The sequence below is a fragment of the Coprococcus hominis (ex Arizal et al. 2022) genome, assembly GCF_040094675.1.
GTDB classification, from domain to species: domain Bacteria; phylum Bacillota; class Clostridia; order Lachnospirales; family Lachnospiraceae; genus Coprococcus_C; species Coprococcus_C hominis.
The window spans coordinates 52,192-70,174 of sequence record NZ_JBBNHG010000032.1; the positions used below are offsets into that span (position 1 = coordinate 52,192).

At 44.5% G+C, this 17,983-nt stretch carries 14 protein-coding genes and 1 riboswitch; of the genes, 13 read left to right on the forward strand and 1 reads right to left on the reverse strand.

Translation table 11 applies throughout. The annotated features are described in order from the left end of the window. The first annotated feature begins 66 nt into the window (after positions 1-66). Genes iorA through AAAT93_RS08460 form a run of 4 tightly spaced genes read left to right on the forward strand, consistent with a single transcriptional unit; the run spans position 67 to position 4,324 of the window. Entirely contained in the window at positions 67-1,878 is a 1,812-nt protein-coding gene (iorA, locus tag AAAT93_RS08445; protein WP_227573099.1) for an indolepyruvate ferredoxin oxidoreductase subunit alpha, read from the forward strand. Then, complete coding sequence (locus AAAT93_RS08450; RefSeq protein WP_117781177.1) at positions 1,875-2,465, forward strand: indolepyruvate oxidoreductase subunit beta; 591 nt, start codon at positions 1,875-1,877, stop codon at positions 2,463-2,465. The genes iorA and AAAT93_RS08450 overlap by 4 nt, the downstream gene beginning before the upstream one ends. A 60-nt stretch (positions 2,466-2,525) precedes the next feature. Beyond that, complete coding sequence (locus AAAT93_RS08455) at positions 2,526-3,767, forward strand: phenylacetate--CoA ligase family protein (protein WP_118545284.1); 1,242 nt, start codon at positions 2,526-2,528, stop codon at positions 3,765-3,767. Between the two features lie 17 nt (positions 3,768-3,784). Beyond that, the gene (locus AAAT93_RS08460; RefSeq protein WP_227573100.1) at positions 3,785-4,324 is read left to right on the forward strand and encodes a cysteine hydrolase family protein; all 540 of its coding nucleotides are present in this window, start codon (positions 3,785-3,787) and stop codon (positions 4,322-4,324) included. Between the two features lie 38 nt (positions 4,325-4,362). On the opposite strand, the gene AAAT93_RS08465 is transcribed toward AAAT93_RS08460, so the two are convergent. Further along, the gene (locus AAAT93_RS08465; protein ID WP_118545296.1) at positions 4,363-5,163 is read right to left on the reverse strand and encodes a MerR family transcriptional regulator; all 801 of its coding nucleotides are present in this window, start codon (positions 5,161-5,163) and stop codon (positions 4,363-4,365) included. 429 nt (positions 5,164-5,592) lie between these two features. Then, positions 5,593-5,668, forward strand: a riboswitch (cyclic di-GMP riboswitch). A 91-nt stretch (positions 5,669-5,759) separates the two neighbouring features. Here AAAT93_RS08465 and AAAT93_RS08470 point away from each other — a divergent pair. The 9 genes from AAAT93_RS08470 to eno all read left to right on the forward strand — a co-directional run bounded on the left by AAAT93_RS08470 (position 5,760) and on the right by eno (position 17,948). After that, entirely contained in the window at positions 5,760-7,505 is a 1,746-nt protein-coding gene (locus tag AAAT93_RS08470) for a hybrid sensor histidine kinase/response regulator (protein ID WP_182428878.1), read from the forward strand. Positions 7,506-7,686: 181 nt separating this feature from the next. Beyond that, the gene (locus AAAT93_RS08475) at positions 7,687-8,463 is read left to right on the forward strand and encodes a carboxymuconolactone decarboxylase family protein (RefSeq protein ID WP_227573101.1); all 777 of its coding nucleotides are present in this window, start codon (positions 7,687-7,689) and stop codon (positions 8,461-8,463) included. A gap of 3 nt (positions 8,464-8,466) precedes the next feature. After that, positions 8,467-9,702: a 23S rRNA (uracil(1939)-C(5))-methyltransferase RlmD gene (gene rlmD / locus AAAT93_RS08480; protein WP_021984479.1), complete on the forward strand. Its 1,236-nt coding sequence runs from the start codon at positions 8,467-8,469 to the stop codon at positions 9,700-9,702. An 18-nt stretch (positions 9,703-9,720) separates the two neighbouring features. Then, positions 9,721-10,134, forward strand: coding sequence for a hypothetical protein (locus AAAT93_RS08485; protein ID WP_118671142.1), 414 nt, complete (start codon positions 9,721-9,723; stop codon positions 10,132-10,134). Between the two features lie 212 nt (positions 10,135-10,346). After that, a complete protein-coding gene (locus AAAT93_RS08490; RefSeq protein WP_147354334.1) occupies positions 10,347-10,751 on the forward strand; it encodes a hypothetical protein in 405 nt (134 codons plus the stop codon). A gap of 238 nt (positions 10,752-10,989) precedes the next feature. After that, positions 10,990-12,573, forward strand: coding sequence for a glucose-6-phosphate isomerase (locus AAAT93_RS08495; protein WP_227573103.1), 1,584 nt, complete (start codon positions 10,990-10,992; stop codon positions 12,571-12,573). A gap of 192 nt (positions 12,574-12,765) precedes the next feature. Then, positions 12,766-14,295, forward strand: coding sequence for a DUF2142 domain-containing protein (locus tag AAAT93_RS08500; protein ID WP_227573104.1), 1,530 nt, complete (start codon positions 12,766-12,768; stop codon positions 14,293-14,295). A 36-nt stretch (positions 14,296-14,331) separates the two neighbouring features. Continuing rightward, on the forward strand, positions 14,332-16,473 hold the full coding sequence (locus AAAT93_RS08505; RefSeq protein ID WP_021984484.1) for a glycosyltransferase family 2 protein: 2,142 nt from the start codon (positions 14,332-14,334) through the stop codon (positions 16,471-16,473). A gap of 173 nt (positions 16,474-16,646) precedes the next feature. Continuing rightward, positions 16,647-17,948 (forward strand): phosphopyruvate hydratase, encoded by a 1,302-nt coding sequence (gene eno / locus AAAT93_RS08510; protein WP_021984485.1) that lies wholly within the window; start codon positions 16,647-16,649, stop codon positions 17,946-17,948. Positions 17,949-17,983 lie beyond the last annotated feature (35 nt).

The following is a 17,983-nucleotide window of genomic DNA, read 5'->3' on the forward strand; positions in this document are numbered from 1 at the left end:
AAAGTAGTCGTATCACGTAGAATTTGCTATAATATACATATTTGTTAGAGAAAGGACGGCAGTTACATGCAGGAATATGTAATGGGAAATGGAGCGATCGCGCTCGGCGCATTGGCAGCAGGCGTCAATCTTGTGTCCGGGTATCCGGGAACTCCATCTTCTGAAATTGTGGAAACGATATCCAAGTACCCACACGATGGGGTGCATTTGGAATGGTCAGTGAATGAGAAAGCAGCGATGGAGGTTGCTGCGAGTGCGGCATATGGTGGCGCACGGACGATGGTGACGATGAAGCAGGTGGGCTTAAATGTGGCAGCCGATCCGCTGATGTCGCTTGCGTATGTGGGTGTAAAGGGCGGCATGGTTGTTGTATCGGCGGACGATCCGGGTCCGATTTCCTCCCAGACCGAGCAGGATACAAGGCGGTTCGCGGACTTCGCACGGATTCCGGTGTTTGATCCATCTTCCCCGGAAGAAGCATATGAGATGATACAGGATGCATTTTCATATTCGGAGAAATATAAGACACCGGTTCTGTTCCGTCCGACGACACGTGTCTGCCATGCGTATGCGTCGATTGAGAATCCGGTTAACAATGGACCAAAAGCATATGATGGTTTCGTGAAAGATTCCAAGAAATGGGTCATCTTCCCGCGGTTATCCTACATGAATCATGCAATGATCGAGCAGCGGAATGTTGAAATCGGAAAAGATTTTTCTACATATAAATGGAATTGTGTGGAAGGCGGAAATTCCAAGAAGGCAGTAATTACGTCAGGAATCAGCTATGCCTATGCGAAGGAATATCTGAAAGACCACACCGATATCAAGCTCATCAAGCTTGCGACTGCGTACCCTCTGCCGGAGGATTTTCTGTTACAGGCACTCGAGGGTGTGGAGGAACTGCTCTGTGTGGAGGAGTTAAGTCCATATATTGAAGAACAGATTCTGAAGCTTGTCGGTAAGCACGCGCTTGCCATCAAAGTGTCAGGAAAATTAGACGGAAGGGTGCCGGCAAGTGGCGAGAACAGTTCGAATCTGGTTGCAGATATTCTGAGCGGGTTCCTTGGCACGGAGAAGCTCGCGCGTGGGTATGATGGCAGCGATGCACCGGCGCTTCCGATGCGTCCACCAGTGTTGTGTGCAGGATGTCCGCACCGTGCATCGTTCTATGCAGTGAAGCAGGCGATGAAAGGAAAGAAAGCGTATTTCTGTGGCGATATCGGATGTTATACACTTGGAAATGCGATGCCGCTTGATATGGTTGACACATGTCTCTGCATGGGTGCCGGAATCACGATGGCGCAGGGCTTCCACTGGATTGATGGGGAAGGCACGTGCTTCGGATTCGTGGGCGATTCGACATTTTTCGCATCGGGTATGACGGGTGTCGTAAATGCGGTGTACAACAACGCAGATATGATTCTCTGCGTGCTGGATAATTCGACAACGGCGATGACCGGTCATCAGCCGCATCCGGGAATCGGACGGAATATGATGGGACAGTTCGTGGACAAGGTAGATATTGCGAAGGTGTTGGAAGGAATCGGAGTACATATGATCGTGACGGTTAATCCATTAGACCTTGATGCGTCGGTGGCTGCTGTGCAGGAATGTGCCAAGCTTCCGGGCGTGAAAGCGATCATCTTCAAATCGCCGTGTATTGCGATTTCCAAGCCAGACGGCAAATGCCGGATCTCGGAGCAGTGCATCAATTGTAAGAAATGCATCCGTGAGATCGGCTGTCCGGCACTTATTACCGTAGATGGAAATGTGACGATCGATGAAAACTTATGTACCGGCTGTGGCTTGTGCAGCCAGATCTGCCCGGTTCACGCCATTGGGGGCGATACTCAAAAAGGAGGTGCCACATCATGAAGAAAGATATATTGATCTGTGGTGTCGGCGGGCAGGGAACCGTGTTGGCATCCAAAATTATTGCGGCATCTGCGATGGATGAAGGTTCGGCAGTTCATTCGGCAGAGACGATCGGCATGGCACAGCGGGGTGGTTCGGTGACGAGCCATGTGCGTATCGGGGAGGCATATGCACCGCTGATCCCACAGGGGGCAGCAGATATGATTCTCGCATTTGAGCCGGCGGAGGCTGTGCGGAACTTAGGGTATCTGAAAAAGGATGGAATCGTGATCGTGAATCGTGTACCGGTAAAACCGGTGACAGAATCTTTGCAGGATACCGGGTATGACGGCACAGAGATGATTGCGTATCTGCAGAAGAAATGCAGCTGTATCGTAATCGATGCAGAGAAAATCTGTGCACCGTTTGGCTCGTCGCGATATTTCAACATTGCCATCCTGGGCGTGGCAGTTGGAAGCGGACGGCTTGGAATCAGCAAGGAAACCGTGCTTGCAGAGCTTGAAAGGCGCGTGCCGTCAAAGTATGTAGAGACAAACAAAGCGGCATTTTATGCAGGTGTTGAAGTGGGAAGCGGAAAAACGTTGTGATAGAGGAAATAACGTATCATCAGTCGATAATATAAATCGTATTTGGAGGAGGAACCAACTATGAAATTAACAGACTTACAGTTGTCGCAGGTAGATGCACAGATTAAGCGTCTGATTCAGACAGACAGTTATTATGGCAGAATTTATAAAGAAGCAGGAATTACAGGAGTTTCAAGTCAGGAGGAGTTTGAGCAGCTTCCGTTCTCCAGCAAGGCGGATCTTCGAAATGCTTATCCGCTTGGAATCCAGGCGGTACCGGATGAGGAGGTGGTACGAATCCATTCTTCGTCCGGTACGACAGGTAAGCCGGTCATCATTCCTTATACAGCAAAGGATGTGGATGACTGGGCGATTATGTTTGCACGCTGCTATGAAACAGCAGGAATCACAAACAAAGACCATATTCAGATTACAGCCGGCTATGGTCTGTGGACGGCGGGAATCGGATTCCAGGCAGGCTGTGAGAAGCTTGGCGCAATGGCAATTCCGATGGGACCGGGTAATACAGATAAGCAGATTCAGATGATGATGGATCTGAAATCGACCGTCCTTACTGCGACATCTTCGTATGCATTGCTTCTGGCAGAGGAAATCAATAAAAGAGGAATCCGCGATCAGCTGTATCTGAAGAAAGGTATTTTTGGTTCCGAGCGCTGGAGTGAGAAGATGCGGGAATACATTAAAAGGGAGCTTGGAGTTTCTCTTTATGATATCTATGGTCTGACGGAGATTTACGGACCGGGCATCGGAATCAGCTGTGATGAAAATTCGGGTATGCATTATTGGGATGATTATGTATATATTGAGATTGTTGATCCGAAGACACTTCAGCCGGTACCGGACGGAGAAGAAGGAGAGATTGTTATAACAACACTTGTCAAGGAAGGCGCACCGCTTCTGCGATTCCGGACACATGATATCTCCAGAATTATTCCGGGTGAATGTGCATGTGGTAACAAATATCCGCGTCTTGATATAATTAAGGGACGTAGTGATGATATGTTCAAGGTACATGGTGTCAATATGTTCCCAAGTCAGGTAGAAGAAATCCTCGGCATGGTCGATGGTGTATCGAGCGAATATAACATTAATATCGCGCATGATGAAGCACATAACCGTGACATCATCATGGTAACGGTTGAGGCGGAAGGTCGTGTGGACTTCGAGCAGACAGGTCAGACGATCAAGAATCTGTTCAAGTCGAAGATGAGTGTTACACCGAAGATCAATGTTGTGCCGGTTGGAACATTGCCGCGAACAGAGAAGAAGGCGAAGCGTGTGATCGATCACCGTGAGGTGTAGGAAAAGGAGGTCCACAGATGCGAAACATTTTAATTGTAGTAGATATGCAGAAAGACTTTGTAACAGGTGCACTTGCGTCAGCGGAAGCACAGGCGATTCTGCCAGAGGTAATGGCGAAAATAAGTGAGTATGATCGTGCTGGTAAGGAGATCATTTTCACGCGGGATACACATGGAGAAGATTATATGCAGACGAACGAGGGAAAACATCTGCCGGTTCCGCATTGTATCAAAGGGACAGATGGATGGCAGATCTGTGCAGAGCTTACTGATGGAATCACTTCGGAATATAAGACCGTTGACAAGCCGACATTCGGGTTCTTAGGCTGGAAGGATGTTCTTGCGAGTGAGACCGCGGATGGTTCGGATCTGGATATTGAAATGATTGGAGTCTGCACGGACATCTGTGTCGTGTCAAATGCTCTTATACTGAAAGCCTTGTATCCGGAAGCCACGGTGCGTGTGGATGCAGGCTGTTGTGCAGGTGTGACACCGGAAGCACATGCGGCGGCACTTGCAACGATGCGCTCCTGTCAGGTGGACATAATCGATAAATAAGGAACAAGAGATGGATAGTGGGGGAGAAATGGAATTATTTACAAACATCCCTCACTATTCTCTGAGAAGGGCAGGGCAACCTGTGTGATGTAGTCTTCTGTATGGTCTCCGCGGTTAGGAGGCCCTTCGAGATAGATACAGTGGAATCCGCCGGTTGCCTGAATTTTATTTTCCTGTACATATGCCTGTAGGGCGTCAATCGCGGTATTGATTCCTTCGTAAGCACCACGATAGTAGATGCACAAGGCAGACATTTCCGCAAACTCCATCCGCTCTTCACCCACAAAATCTTCTGAAACAGGGATGCAGCATAGCAGATCGAGTTCCTTGCAGGAGGAACCTGCACGTACAGTAAACATGCGGCTCCCCATGGACATTTTTCCTGTTCTGGCTGCGGCAATATAGGTATCCCGCAATTTGATGGCGGCGTCCTTCGCATCGGTACACTGGTATCTGCGGCAGAAACACACCTGCCGAGGCAGGCGGACGCGGTGCACGCTTAAGTCTCCCGGTTTTGCCGCGCGCAATTGAAGCAGATGGATGTTGCGGTCCAAGGTTGCCCGAAGATCCATGAGGCGGTCAAGATAGCGGTCAAGGTTTTCTGTATCATAGTAATATTCTCTGATTTCCGCCAGCGAAAGTCCCAGTGTCTGCAACGAGCGGATGGCACGAATCTGCGTCATATTATCCGCAGTATAATAGCGGTAGCCGCTTGCTTCATCCTTGACTGCAGGTGTCAGCAGTCCCATCTCTTCATAGACAAGGATGGCTTTCCGTGTCACTCCTAAGATCTTGGCAATCTCGCCGATTTTAAATAGATGCTCACTTTGTTTTCTCATAGAAATCCTCCTGATAAAATCAGTATTTTTTTCTCTGATGATGCGAATTTCTGTCTAAATATAATCCGAATAATCAACCCCATACAATCAAGTTTTTTCTGTAGATAACGCGAATTATTTGCGATTTCTGTCTGGAAAAATCGAATTTCCCATTGACTTGTCCCTTAGGGTACGATTTAAAATCATCATAGCAGAATGTTTATAAGTTTACAAGAGGAGGAAAACCCTCAGAAAAAGAATAATTCCTAGTTTGGATGGCAGGCCTGCAGATCGGTGATCTGTGGACCTGCCGGATATAAGAAATATATAACGCAATTACAGATAGATGATTACCGGATGTTTAAAGATTCATAAAAATGGATGTAAGATTCTAGTAATATTCTACAATTGCAATTAATAATAGTATGTGTTACTATTTCGATAATGTAAGTAAATATTTGGCAAAACAATCGAAAGATTGCGACGCAAAGCTATAGGGCCTGTAAGATGGCAGCCAGTTGCACGGACGTATAACGTAACGTTTATTTCAGAAGCATTGTATTGCCATATAAGGGTAGGTATAATGCTTCTTTTTATTTGATAAGGGTAGAATGTACATGGACAAAAGAGATGATTATAAGCAGACAATAATGAATATGGAGACGGTGCTTGCAAAGCTTCTGACACTGGATCATTCGATGTCAGAGCAGCAGTTAGATATGCAGATTCCGCAGTTACTTGAGCAGATTGGAGAATATACGCAGTCCGATCGTGTGTATTTTTTCGATTGGGCATCTCCGGACTGCCGGATTTATCGAAACACATATGAGTGGTGCAAAGAGGGAGTGTATTCCCTGCAGGAACGGATGCAGAAAATCTATGTGCAGATGATACCGTGTTGGCAAAAACGATTTGAACAGGGAGACTGTGTATGGATTGCAAACATAGATGATGTGCAAAATGAAATGCCATTTGAGTATGAATTGCTGCAGATGAGAGGTGTTCATACAGCGATTGTAGTGCCGGTCATGTCGCAGAATCATTTGAATGGGTTTATGGGACTCGATAATCCCGGAACGGAGTTCGGACAGCTGGCAGCAAAGTTGTTACAGGACGCGGGAACGCATATCAGTTATATTCGTGAATATCATAGAACTATGCAGAAAGAGCGCGGGCAGATGAAGCTTTTGGCACAGGCATTTGAGGAGGCACAGAAGGCGCATGTTGCGAAATCGGAGTTTTTATCCCGTATGTCACATAATATCCGTATGCCTTTAAATGATATCATAGGGATGATGGATATAAGTGAGCGCAGCTATGAAGATATAGAACTCATGAGAGCAAACCTTGTGAAGACAACGACGGAAACGAATTATCTGATGAAGCTGCTTGGAGATGCACTGGAGATGTGTAAGCTTCAGGATGGCTCAGCTGTGCTGGTGCAGGAAGAATTTTATATGGCAGATGTCATTGCAGAGATGATAGCATTTGCACAGGCGCGGGGAGAAGGAAAGAAAATAACGATTGCGGCGGATATTGCAGAAAATATCAGGTATTCCCGCGTGTATGGAAGCCCGATACATGTGCGGCAAATGCTGGAAAAAATACTTACAAATGCGATTCAGTATAATCGTTATGAGGGCATGGTAAAGTTCAAAGCCCGCATTGCGATGGAAAATGTGGCTCGTGTTGTGTATGAATTCACGATTGAAGATAATGGAGTTGGGATGGAGCCCGAGTTTATTGACCATATCTTTGAACCGTTTGTGCAGGAAGCAATGGATGTGCGTAGCAGTTATCAGGGAACCGGACTTGGCATGACGATAACGAAGAGTATTCTTGACCTTATGGATGGGAATATCCGTGTGGAAAGCAGAAAAAATGCCGGAAGCACATTTACTGTCACGATTCCTTTTGAGAAGGTCGCACGTGATGAGTTTGAAGGAAATATGCAGAAAGGGACAGTGCAGCCGGATGTGACAAATATGCGGATTCTACTTGCGGAAGATAATGACATAAACCGGGATGTTGTGAAGTTCATTCTGGAAGATGCAGGGGCGAAGGTGCACGCAGTGTCAGATGGATATCAGGCAGTGGAGGCATATCTTAATGCACCGGAGAATACCTATGATGTGATATTGATGGATGTCATGATGCCGAATATCGATGGATTGGAAGCTACGCGGATTATCCGTGGGCAGAAACGTGCAGATGCGCGCACGATAGGGATTGTGGCACTTAGTGTGAATGTATTTGCAGAAGACGTGCATCGAACCAGAGCTGCGGGAATGAATGAGCAGCTTACAAAGCCGTTAAATACAGAGAAGATGCTGCGGACGATTGCGCGGTATCGCAGGTGTTGAATAAAAAGGATAGAGTATTGCTTTTTCGTTTGGGAAAGCAATACTTTTTTTGCGTGTGAAATGTGATATAATCATTATAGTTGGATGTGTCTTTGCATACAGACATGATACGAGAACTTCATGGAGCCAACAGGCGACATGGTATAATGAGAGCAGGTTATTTTTGGAAGGAGTTGTTACTATGAATTTATATGAGACAGATGCGGAATTTATGGAGCGCTTCGAACGGTTTGCGTTTACGGAGATTGTAAATGAGAACGGAATGAAGCTGGATGACGAGACACGGTATATGTCGATTCTCGCATCCCTGATCGGTTGTCAGGGTGTGGATGCATATAAGGTGATTGTGGCGAAAGCACTGGATAGTGGCTTGTCACCGATGGTAATTAAGGAGATCGTGTATCAGTCTGTGGATTATCTTGGTATGGGAAGAGTCTGGCCGTTTCTGGTTGCCACGAATGTAGTGATGGAAGCAAAGGGAATTGAACTTCCGCTGCTGGATTCGACAAGAGCCAAGCAGGGGCGCCTGGGCATGACGAAGCAGGAACGGCTGGAGAAGTCTGCGTCGGATGAGGCAGAGACTACAGGAGCAGGTGAGGATGCTGCTGAGGAGAAAAAGCTTGCGGAGCAGGCGGGAATCTTCGAGGAGCATATGAAGGAAGTCTGGAAGGACAGCCACATCAACAAGTGGTTAAAGGAGAATTATTTCGGGAATGATTATCCGGGAAGCCGTCTGCCGCTTGCAAAACGGGAACTGGTAACGTTCTGTTTCTTATTCTCACAGGGAGGCTGCGATATGCAGGTGGTTGCACATGCAAAGGGCAACATGAAAATCGGGAATGACAAGGAATTGTTGATGCGTGTGATCTCGCAGAGCCTGCCATACATTGGATATCCGAGATGTTTAAATGCAGTGAATTGTGTCAATGAAGCTGAACGACAGATGAAGCAGGAGTAAGTGATGACAAAGCAGGGAAGATACAAGCAGAGTGGTGAACAATCTAAGAAGCATGTACATGTAAGTGAGAACGGACATACAGGAAATAAATCCGGCTGCCCCATCTCGAAGAAATGTGGTGGATGCCAGTATATTGACAAGTCCTATGCAGAGCAGTTAAAAATCAAGACCGATCAGGTGAAGAAGCTGCTTGCTCCATATGGTTCTGTGGATGAAATTATCGGCATGAAAGAACCCTATCATTACCGGAACAAGGTCAATGCGGCATTTCAGCATAAGCGAAATGGCGAGATTCTGGCGGGTGTGTATGAAGAGGGAACGCACCGTGTATTGTCGGTGGACGATTGTAAGATCGAGAATCGTCGGGCACAGGAGATTGTAGAGACAATCCGTGGGCTGCTGCGTTCATTTAAGATTACTGTCTACAATGAAGATAGTGGGTATGGATTGCTGCGCCATGTGATGGTTAGAACCGGACATGCGACCGGAGAAGTTATGGTTGTGCTTGTGACTGCGTCGCCGATCTTCCCATCGAAGAAGAATTTCGCGAAGGCACTTGTCAAGGCACATCCGCAGATTACGACGATCGTGCAGAATATCAACGACAAGGATACAAGTATGGTGCTTGGCGAACGAAATCAGGTGTTGTACGGCAGAGGATTTATCGAAGACAAGCTGTGTGGGAAGACCTTCAAGATCTCGCCGACAAGTTTCTATCAGGTGAATCCGGTGCAGACTGAGCTCCTGTATAACAAGGCGATGGAATATGCAAACCTTACCGGCGAAGAGGTTGTCGTGGACGCGTACTGTGGAACCGGTACGATCGGAATCGTGGCAAGTGACCATGCAAAGCAGGTGATCGGCGTCGAACTGAACAAGGCAGCCGCGAAGGATGCCATCACGAACGTGAAACGAAATGATTGTAAGAATGTCCGGATCTATGATGGTGATGCAGGCAAATTCATGGTTGGCATGGCAGAAGCCGGAACGGATGTGGATGTTGTATTCCTAGATCCGCCGCGCAGTGGCAGTACACCGGAGTTCTTTGATTCCGTCTGTAAGCTGGCACCGAAACGGATTGTGTACATTTCCTGTGGACCGGAAAGTCTGGCGCGGGATCTGAAATACCTGAAGAGCAAGCGGATGTATCAGGTGGAGAAGATTGCGCTTGTGGATTTATTTCCGTGGACGGAACATTGTGAGGCAGTGTGCCTGCTAAGTAGAGAAAGAAGTTCGTAGTTGGGGGAATAGAATTACATGAGAACAAATCACAAATTTCCATTTGCTATGACCAAGAAATCGTTGGTTGTATATATCGTTTTTACAGTACTTATGGGACTATTTCTGTTTTTTGTCAGAGGAGATATGGTTGGAAAGTGTGCGGCATGTATTGTTTGTCCGATGCTCATTGTATATTTAATCTATGCGTATTGTAAAGAAAGAAAAGCAGATATGAAAGCGCATGAGACGAAGGCGCAATATATGAATGGCAGCTATTTTGAAAGCCCTGAATGGCATGTCAGACTGCCAAGAAGCGGAAACATTTACGATGTTGAGATCGAACTAAATGAGTTTCAGGTTCAAATGGCAATCGATAAGTTATCCACTTGCAAAATTGGTGAAGATTTGATAGGAAATCTTTCTGTAAACGAGCATAAAGAAAATGAATAAAAAAAGAAACGAGTGAGCCGCTTGAGTAAAAACTGTACGGTTGTAAAACTCATCTCTTGGATACATTTTATAACAGAATTAGATGATTTGTCAATCCGAGTATTTGAAAACTTGTCCGCCGGAATATCGGATGTTCCGCGCAAATGCACAGATGGAAGAGAAATCCGCAGACTGCCAACAAAAGAAGATTTGGAATAATTAGGAACAAAGTTATGACGAAATATTATTTGACAAAAATTATTTATAATGGATTAACTTATTTTTTTATATGGTATAGCAACGATGAAGATGGTTTCTTGCTTTTTAATCAACGGCTGTTAGTTTTTTCTAGTGTCGAAGAAGCAAATATATTTGCGGATAAGGAACATATTATTTTTGAAAAAGGAATAACAGTCTTTTATCTATCTAAAATTACCGAGTTAATAGATAATGTAGAAATATCGCAAAATTGTCAAAGTTTAATAGATACATGGCATTTATTTAGTGATTTATCAAAATCACTAAATGAAGAATATCATCCTAGTTTTAATGTTGATGAAAAAAATAAATGTTTGGAGATTTTTCAAAGTGGGTTATCAATACTAAACAAATATCTTAATTATGATTTTCGTAAATAAAGATATTATTTTGTTAAATAAAGAATATTGTGGTGACGTAGCTTTTGTCATGAAGAAGAGTCCCTCTGAAAATGAGAGATACGTTACAACCTGTACCTGTGGCACACCGAGACCAGAGAAGAAAATCGTAAAGAATTCTTGTACAGACGAAGAATAAAACAAGTGACAAATTCCGCCGAAAAGGTTATAATAAAACGAGCTGGCGTCCTACGCCAAATAGATTACGGAGGAAAGAAAAATGACAAATTGGAAAAATCTTGATACTTTGGATTCTTACAAGGCACTCAAAGCTTGTAAGGGCAGTGTAGATCTCACAACTGTTATGGCTGGTGAGAGCGGTGCAGACCGTGCGAAGAATTACAGCGTACCGATGGCAGAGAAGCTTACTTACAACTTCGCTGCAAAGGAAGTGGATGACACAGTTTTGGAGAAGCTTGCAGCCCTTGCCAAGGAAGCAGAGCTTGTTGACAAGTTCCAGGAGCTTTATAATGGTGCCGTTATCAATACAGGAGAGAACCGTCTGGTTCTTCATCAGATGACACGCGGTCAGCTTGGCGAGCCAGTCAAGGCAGATGGCGTGGATAAGAGAACATTTTACGTAGAGCAGCAGAACCGTATTGCAGAGTTTGCAAATAAGGTACACAATGGCGAGATCACAAATGCAGCTGGCGAGAAGTTCACAACGGTTGTACAGATCGGTATCGGTGGTAGTGACCTTGGTCCTCGTGCAATGTATCTTGCACTTGAGAACTGGGCAAAGAAGAACGGCACATTCAAGATGGATGCGAAGTTCATCAGCAACGTAGATCCGGATGATGCGGCAGCAGTTCTTGCATCTACCGATGTAGCACATGCAATCTTCGTACTTGTATCAAAGTCTGGTACAACATTGGAGACGCTTACAAATGAGTCCTTCGTGAAGGACGCGCTTGCAAAGGCAGGTCTGGATGCTTCTAAGCATATGATTGCAGTTACAAGTGAGACATCTCCACTTGCAAAGAGCGATGATTACCTTGCAGCATTCTTTATGGATGATTATATCGGTGGTCGTTATTCTTCTACATCAGCCGTTGGTGGTGCTGTACTTTCACTGGCATTTGGCCCGGATGTATTTGCACGTTTCTTAAATGGTGCAGCCGCAGAAGATGAGACAGCAAAGAATACAGATATCAGGAAGAACCCGGCTATGCTTGATGCGTTGATTGGCGTTTACGAGCGTAACGTACTTGGTTACCCTGCAACAACTGTTCTTCCATACTCACAGGCACTGAGCCGTTTCCCTGCACACCTGCAGCAGCTTGATATGGAGTCCAATGGTAAGTCTGTAAACCGTTTTGGTGAGCCGGTTGATTACCCAACAGGTCCAGTGATCTTCGGTGAGCCGGGAACAAACGGACAGCATTCCTTCTATCAGTTATTGCATCAGGGAACTGACATTGTTCCATTGCAGTTTATCGCATTCAAGAACAGCCAGATTGGCACGGATGTAGAGATTCAGGGAAGCACAAGCCAGAAGAAGCTCTGCGCAAATGTTGCTGCACAGATCGTAGCATTTGCATGTGGTAAGAAGGATGAGAACAGCAACAAGAACTTCAAGGGTGGTCGTCCATCTTCTATCATTATCGGTGAGCAGCTTGATCCAGAGACACTTGGTGCACTGCTTGCACATTTCGAGAACAAGGTTATGTTCCAGGGATTCCTGTGGAACATCAACAGCTTCGATCAGGAAGGTGTTCAGCTTGGTAAGGTACTTGCAAAGAAGGTACTTGCACACGAGACAGATGGTGCGTTGAAGGTATTCAGTGATCTGCTTAACATCTAATCGATAATAGATTATAAAGGACATGAGACTTTTATTGTATTCCTACAATAAAAGTCTCTTTTGTCTACCTAAATCAAATTAAAGAAACACAGGGGAATAAGAATGGAAGTGAAAGAGAAAAATCCAAATAGAATAATCAAATTATGCGTTATTATAGGACTCCTATTGATTACCTTGGTAATGGGTGTGTATATGATAAATGTGGCATATCACAAAATCGACAATCAAAACGGTGTGGATGCGTATTTTATATTACATTGTATTGCATATGGATTGTTGTTTGTATTGTTGGCGTTTGTCAGCATTCAGGCGATGTTTGGCACAAAGTGGAAGACTTCTTTTGAGAAACTTTTTCTGCCAATGATTATTGTACTTGGATTTTTGTATTTGCTTATTATTCCGATTATGGTAGTTCCAGATGAGTATGTACACATATATACAGCATATGACATGTCGGATGTTATGATGGGAACGCACGATGCGGAAACTGTCATGATGCGGCAGGCGGATAACGAACATATGTATAATGCACGTGGTATTACGAAGGAAGATTACAATAGTCAATATGAGGGGCTGTTTCAGCGACCGGAAAAAACGAATCTGATAAAGACAGCACATGTTTCGACGCAGTCTCCGCGTTATCTGTATATTTTATCCGGACTTGGAATTACAATTGGACGGTTGTTAGGGGCGAGCACAACTATGTTGTATTTGCTTGGACGATTGATGAATCTGCTTGCTTTTATAGCGGCAGCTTATTATGCGATAAAGCGGATTCCGTTTGGTAAAGGAATCGTTATGGTATGGGCGCTTTTGCCAATTACATTGCAACAGGTATGTTCTTTTTCCTATGATTCGCAGTTGTTTGCTTTATGTATTCTTGTAATAGCGACAACAATGTCAGCAGTTTACGGACAGGAAACAAATCGGAGATCGAAGCTTGTAAATAATATTGTTATGGTATTGAGCAGCTTATTATTGCTACCATGTAAAGGCTTTTCTCTGTTGCCATTGGTTGTATTGCCGTTGATGTTGATCCCTCGAATTCTGCAACAGCACAAAGATAAGGTGGATGCGGTCAAACAGAAAATTAAACCTTGGATGAAGGTGCTTATGATTGTCATTGCAGGTATATTTGTAGTGGCTTGTGTGATGGTTCTGGTTCTCGTGGTTCGGCGCTGGCTACAACCAGAAAATATTAACAGTACTTATATTGCATGGTCCGATTCCAAAGGGTATACAATGGGGTATTTCTTAAAAAATCCGATCCAATTTTTTGAAATATTACTCAATACGCTTTGGTATGAATCAGGAAAGCATATCCAGCAGATGTTGGGAAGCTATCTTGGATGGCTTGATATTGAAGTTCCACTGGTGTTTGTAATAGGATTTTTATTGTTGCTGTTATATGTTTCTATGCGGAAAGAAAACGAAGAACAGTTGATAACAGTGGGAGACCGGATTTGGATGCTTTTGGTGTTTGTCGGCGTCAGTGGGCTGGCAGTTGCAGCGATGCTTTTATATTGGACGCCATATCAATTTGTTGTGGTAGCGGGTGTACAGGGAAGATATTTCCTTCCGGCACTTGTGGTTGGTTTGCTTGCAGTTCGGACAAAACGGACATGTGTATCAGGAAATGCAGATCAATATGCTGCTATGTGGACGGTGTTTTTACAGATGTATGTGATAACAGCAATATTCCGGGCAGTGAACAACGTATAGTTCAATCTATGAGAGAAGAAGTAGGAGTATAAAAATATGGGTCAGATAAAAAGAGTGCTTTCTTTTTCAAAAAGAATGATGCGCTGTCTGGGTAAAGAAGGATGGCATGTATTTTGTTATAAGTTAAATCATCGTCTACACAAGAAAAATGAATATGACATGTGGATGCTGCAAAATGAACAGCAATATAAAGAGCCAGAACAGGAGTTGGAATATAAACCACTCATCTCGGTTGTTGTGCCAGTATATAATGTGGAACCACAGATGTTAACGGCATGCATTCAATCTGTGCAGAATCAGACATATGATAATTGGGAGTTGTGCCTTGTAGATGATTGTTCAACCGATGCGCGTGTCAGAGAGACTTTGCGGCAATTTGAAGGAGTGGAGCGCATTAAAATAAAATACCGCAGTGAGAATGGACATATATCCAGAACTACAAACGATGGAATTGCAATGGCAGAGGGCGAATTTGTTGCGCTTTTGGATTGTGATGATCTGTATGCAGAAAATGCACTGTATGAAATTGCGAAAAAGCTAAATGAAGATCATACACTGGATTTTATTTACAGCGATGAGGACAAATTATCTGAGGATGGGACAAAAAGAAGGAATCCGTTTTTTAAGCCGGATTGGTCTCCAGATACATTTATGTCTTTGATGTATACCTGCCATTTGGCGGTGTATCGCAAATCCTTGCTGGACGAAATGGGCGGTTTGCGTGTAGGCTTGGAAGGTTCGCAGGACTATGATCTTGTTTTGCGGGTGATGGAGAAGACGAATCGTATAGGGCATGTGCCAAAAATTCTTTATCATTGGCGGGAACGTGAAGAGTCTACGGCAAATGATATATCGGCAAAGCCATATATTATTGAAACGACAAAGAAGGCGAAGCTCGAAGCCCTGGAGCGAAGAGGCGTTAAAGGGCATCTGGAATATATTAAAGATATAGTGATGTTCCGCGTGGTTTATGAAGTTGTGGGAAATCCCAGAGTAAGCATTATTATTCCGTCTAAGGATAATTATGACATTTTAAAGCAATGTCTGACGTCCATCCGAAAGGAAACGAAATATCAAAATTATGAAATCATTGTTGTGGACAATGGCAGTGCAGAAGAAACACATGCGAAATATACACAAATGTGTAAAGAATTGGAGTGCAAATATCATTACGCGCCAATGGAGTTTAATTTTTCAAAGATGTGCAACATTGGGGCACATCTGGCAGATGGACAGTTCCTTCTGTTTTTAAATGACGATATTCGTGTTGAGGGAGCGGAATGGCTGGAACGGATGCTGGGACATGCACAGCAGCCACATACAGGTGCGGTTGGATGTAAATTAATTTACCCAAATACGAATTTGATACAGCATGTAGGTGTTGTCAGTTTTATGGTTGGACCAGGACATGCATTTCAACGGATTAACGACGATTTGAATTGTTATTGGGGACGAAATAAGCTGGAATATAATTACAGTGCGGTGACCGGTGCGTGTCTTATGATTGACCGGAATAAATATGATCAGGTGGGTGGTTTTTCGGAACAGTTACCAGTGGCATATAACGATATTGACTTATGTTTTAATTTAGTGGAAGCAGGATATTATAATGTTGTGCGAACAGATGTCCGTTTATACCATTATGAATCTGTCAGCCGTGGCTATGACGCTGTATCCCCAGAAAAAGCCGCCAGACAGCAACGGGAAATGAAAAAATTGTATGATCGTCATCCGGAATTTAAGGGGTATGATCCGTGTTATAACCCAAATCTGATTGGAAACAGTGATAACTTCTCGTTACGGCTGTTGAAAGTAAAGGAAATCGAAACGCCTGAGGAAACGCAACAGGTGCTTGTTGAAAAAGGAAGTCTGCAATACAAGGTGGAAGAGTTTACAGATGAAGCAGTCGTAAAAATCAGTGGTTGGGCCTTGAATCGAAAAACATTGCGTGCGGGAACGCTCAATATTGTTTTAACTGGACAGGACAAGCAACAGTACATTGTAAAATCAGAGCGACTGTACAGACCAGATGTCCGGGATGCGTTTGGTAAGCGAAGGTTAGCATTTGCTGGTTTTGAGGCTGCATTTATAAAGCAGAATCTGCCTAAACAGCATTATGAGGTATCTCTTGTGCTGGATGGAGATGCCCGTATGGTTGGGAGTATTGTAGTTGCATAAAAGTTATGGAAAATACACTTGCATTTTAAACCGGGTTAGTATATACTAACTTATAGTTAGGTCTGGCTAACCTAGCACGTGTAAATCATTTCGGAACTCCTGCTTCTGAACGAGGAGAGACCGTCAGAAGCAAGAGACTCCGTTAAAATGCAAATTGAAAGGAGTACATAACAATGGATTATTTAGAAATTGAAAAGGTTATTGGCCGTGAGATCTTGGATTCCAGAGGAAATCCAACGGTAGAGGCAGAGGTTTATCTGGCAGATGGAACCATCGGAAGAGGTACTGCACCAAGTGGTGCATCCACTGGAGAGTTCGAGGCACTGGAGCTTCGTGATGGCGATAAGAGCCGTTACCTTGGCAAGGGTGTCACAAAGGCAGTTGAAAATATCAATACAATTATCAATGATGCAATCGAGGGTATGGATGCATCAGATATCTATGCAGTGGATCAGGCTATGATTCAGGCAGATGGAACAAAGGACAAGTCTAAGCTTGGTGCGAATGCGATTCTTGCAGTATCTATCGCATGCTGCCGTGCAGCAGCAACATCCCTTGATATTCCACTGTATCGTTTCCTTGGTGGCGTATCTGGAAATCGTATGCCAGTTCCAATGATGAACATCGTAAACGGTGGATGTCATGCACTTTCTTCTGGACTTGATGTACAGGAGTTCATGATCATGCCGGTTGGCGCTCCATCGTTCAAAGAGTGTCTGCGTTGGTGTGCAGAAGTTTTCCATGCATTGGCTGCAATTTTGAAAGAGCGTGGACTTGCAACATCCGTTGGTGATGAGGGTGGATTTGCCCCTGCTTTGAAGTCTGATGAGGAAGCAATCGAGACAATTCTCGAAGCTGTAAAGAGAGCAGGTTATGAGCCGGGCAAGGATTTCAAGATTGCTATGGATGCAGCTTCTTCTGAGTGGAAGAGCGAAAAAGGAAAGGGCTACTACAAGCTTCCGAAGGCGGGTACAGAGTATACAGCTGAGCAGTTGATCGAGCACTGGGAAGCACTTTGCGAGAAATATCCAATCATCTCAATCGAGGATGGTCTGGATGAAGAGGACTGGGAAGGCTGGCAGAAGCTGACTGCAAGACTTGGTGGCAAGGTTCAGCTTGTTGGCGATGACCTGTTCGTAACAAATACAGAGAGACTGGCAAAGGGAATTGAGCTTGGCGCAGGAAATGCAATCCTGATCAAGTTGAATCAGATTGGATCTGTTTCTGAGACATTGGAAGCAATCAAGATGGCGCACAAGGCTGGATACACAGCAATCAGCTCACACAGATCTGGTGAGACGGCTGATACAACGATTGCAGACCTTGCAGTTGCACTTAATACATGCCAGATCAAGACAGGTGCACCTTCTCGTTCTGAGCGTGTTGCAAAGTACAACCAGCTGCTCCGTATTGAGGAAGAGCTTGGCGCAAGCGCTGTATATCCAGGAATGAAAGCATTTAATGTAAAGCAATAATAGAAATCTGCCGATATATAGAATAGAAGAAAGAA

Coding starts and splice junctions, on each gene's coding strand:
- iorA (WP_227573099.1), top strand. CDS start 67: ATGCAGGAATATGTAATGGGAAATGGAGCGATCGCGCTCGGCGCATTG.
- AAAT93_RS08450 (WP_117781177.1), top strand. CDS start 1,875: ATGAAGAAAGATATATTGATCTGTGGTGTCGGCGGGCAGGGAACCGTG.
- AAAT93_RS08455 (WP_118545284.1), top strand. CDS start 2,526: ATGAAATTAACAGACTTACAGTTGTCGCAGGTAGATGCACAGATTAAG.
- AAAT93_RS08460 (WP_227573100.1), top strand. CDS start 3,785: ATGCGAAACATTTTAATTGTAGTAGATATGCAGAAAGACTTTGTAACA.
- AAAT93_RS08465 (WP_118545296.1), bottom strand. CDS start 5,163: ATGAGAAAACAAAGTGAGCATCTATTTAAAATCGGCGAGATTGCCAAG.
- AAAT93_RS08470 (WP_182428878.1), top strand. CDS start 5,760: ATGGACAAAAGAGATGATTATAAGCAGACAATAATGAATATGGAGACG.
- AAAT93_RS08475 (WP_227573101.1), top strand. CDS start 7,687: ATGAATTTATATGAGACAGATGCGGAATTTATGGAGCGCTTCGAACGG.
- rlmD (WP_021984479.1), top strand. CDS start 8,467: ATGACAAAGCAGGGAAGATACAAGCAGAGTGGTGAACAATCTAAGAAG.
- AAAT93_RS08485 (WP_118671142.1), top strand. CDS start 9,721: ATGAGAACAAATCACAAATTTCCATTTGCTATGACCAAGAAATCGTTG.
- AAAT93_RS08490 (WP_147354334.1), top strand. CDS start 10,347: ATGACGAAATATTATTTGACAAAAATTATTTATAATGGATTAACTTAT.
- AAAT93_RS08495 (WP_227573103.1), top strand. CDS start 10,990: ATGACAAATTGGAAAAATCTTGATACTTTGGATTCTTACAAGGCACTC.
- AAAT93_RS08500 (WP_227573104.1), top strand. CDS start 12,766: ATGATAAATGTGGCATATCACAAAATCGACAATCAAAACGGTGTGGAT.
- AAAT93_RS08505 (WP_021984484.1), top strand. CDS start 14,332: ATGGGTCAGATAAAAAGAGTGCTTTCTTTTTCAAAAAGAATGATGCGC.
- eno (WP_021984485.1), top strand. CDS start 16,647: ATGGATTATTTAGAAATTGAAAAGGTTATTGGCCGTGAGATCTTGGAT.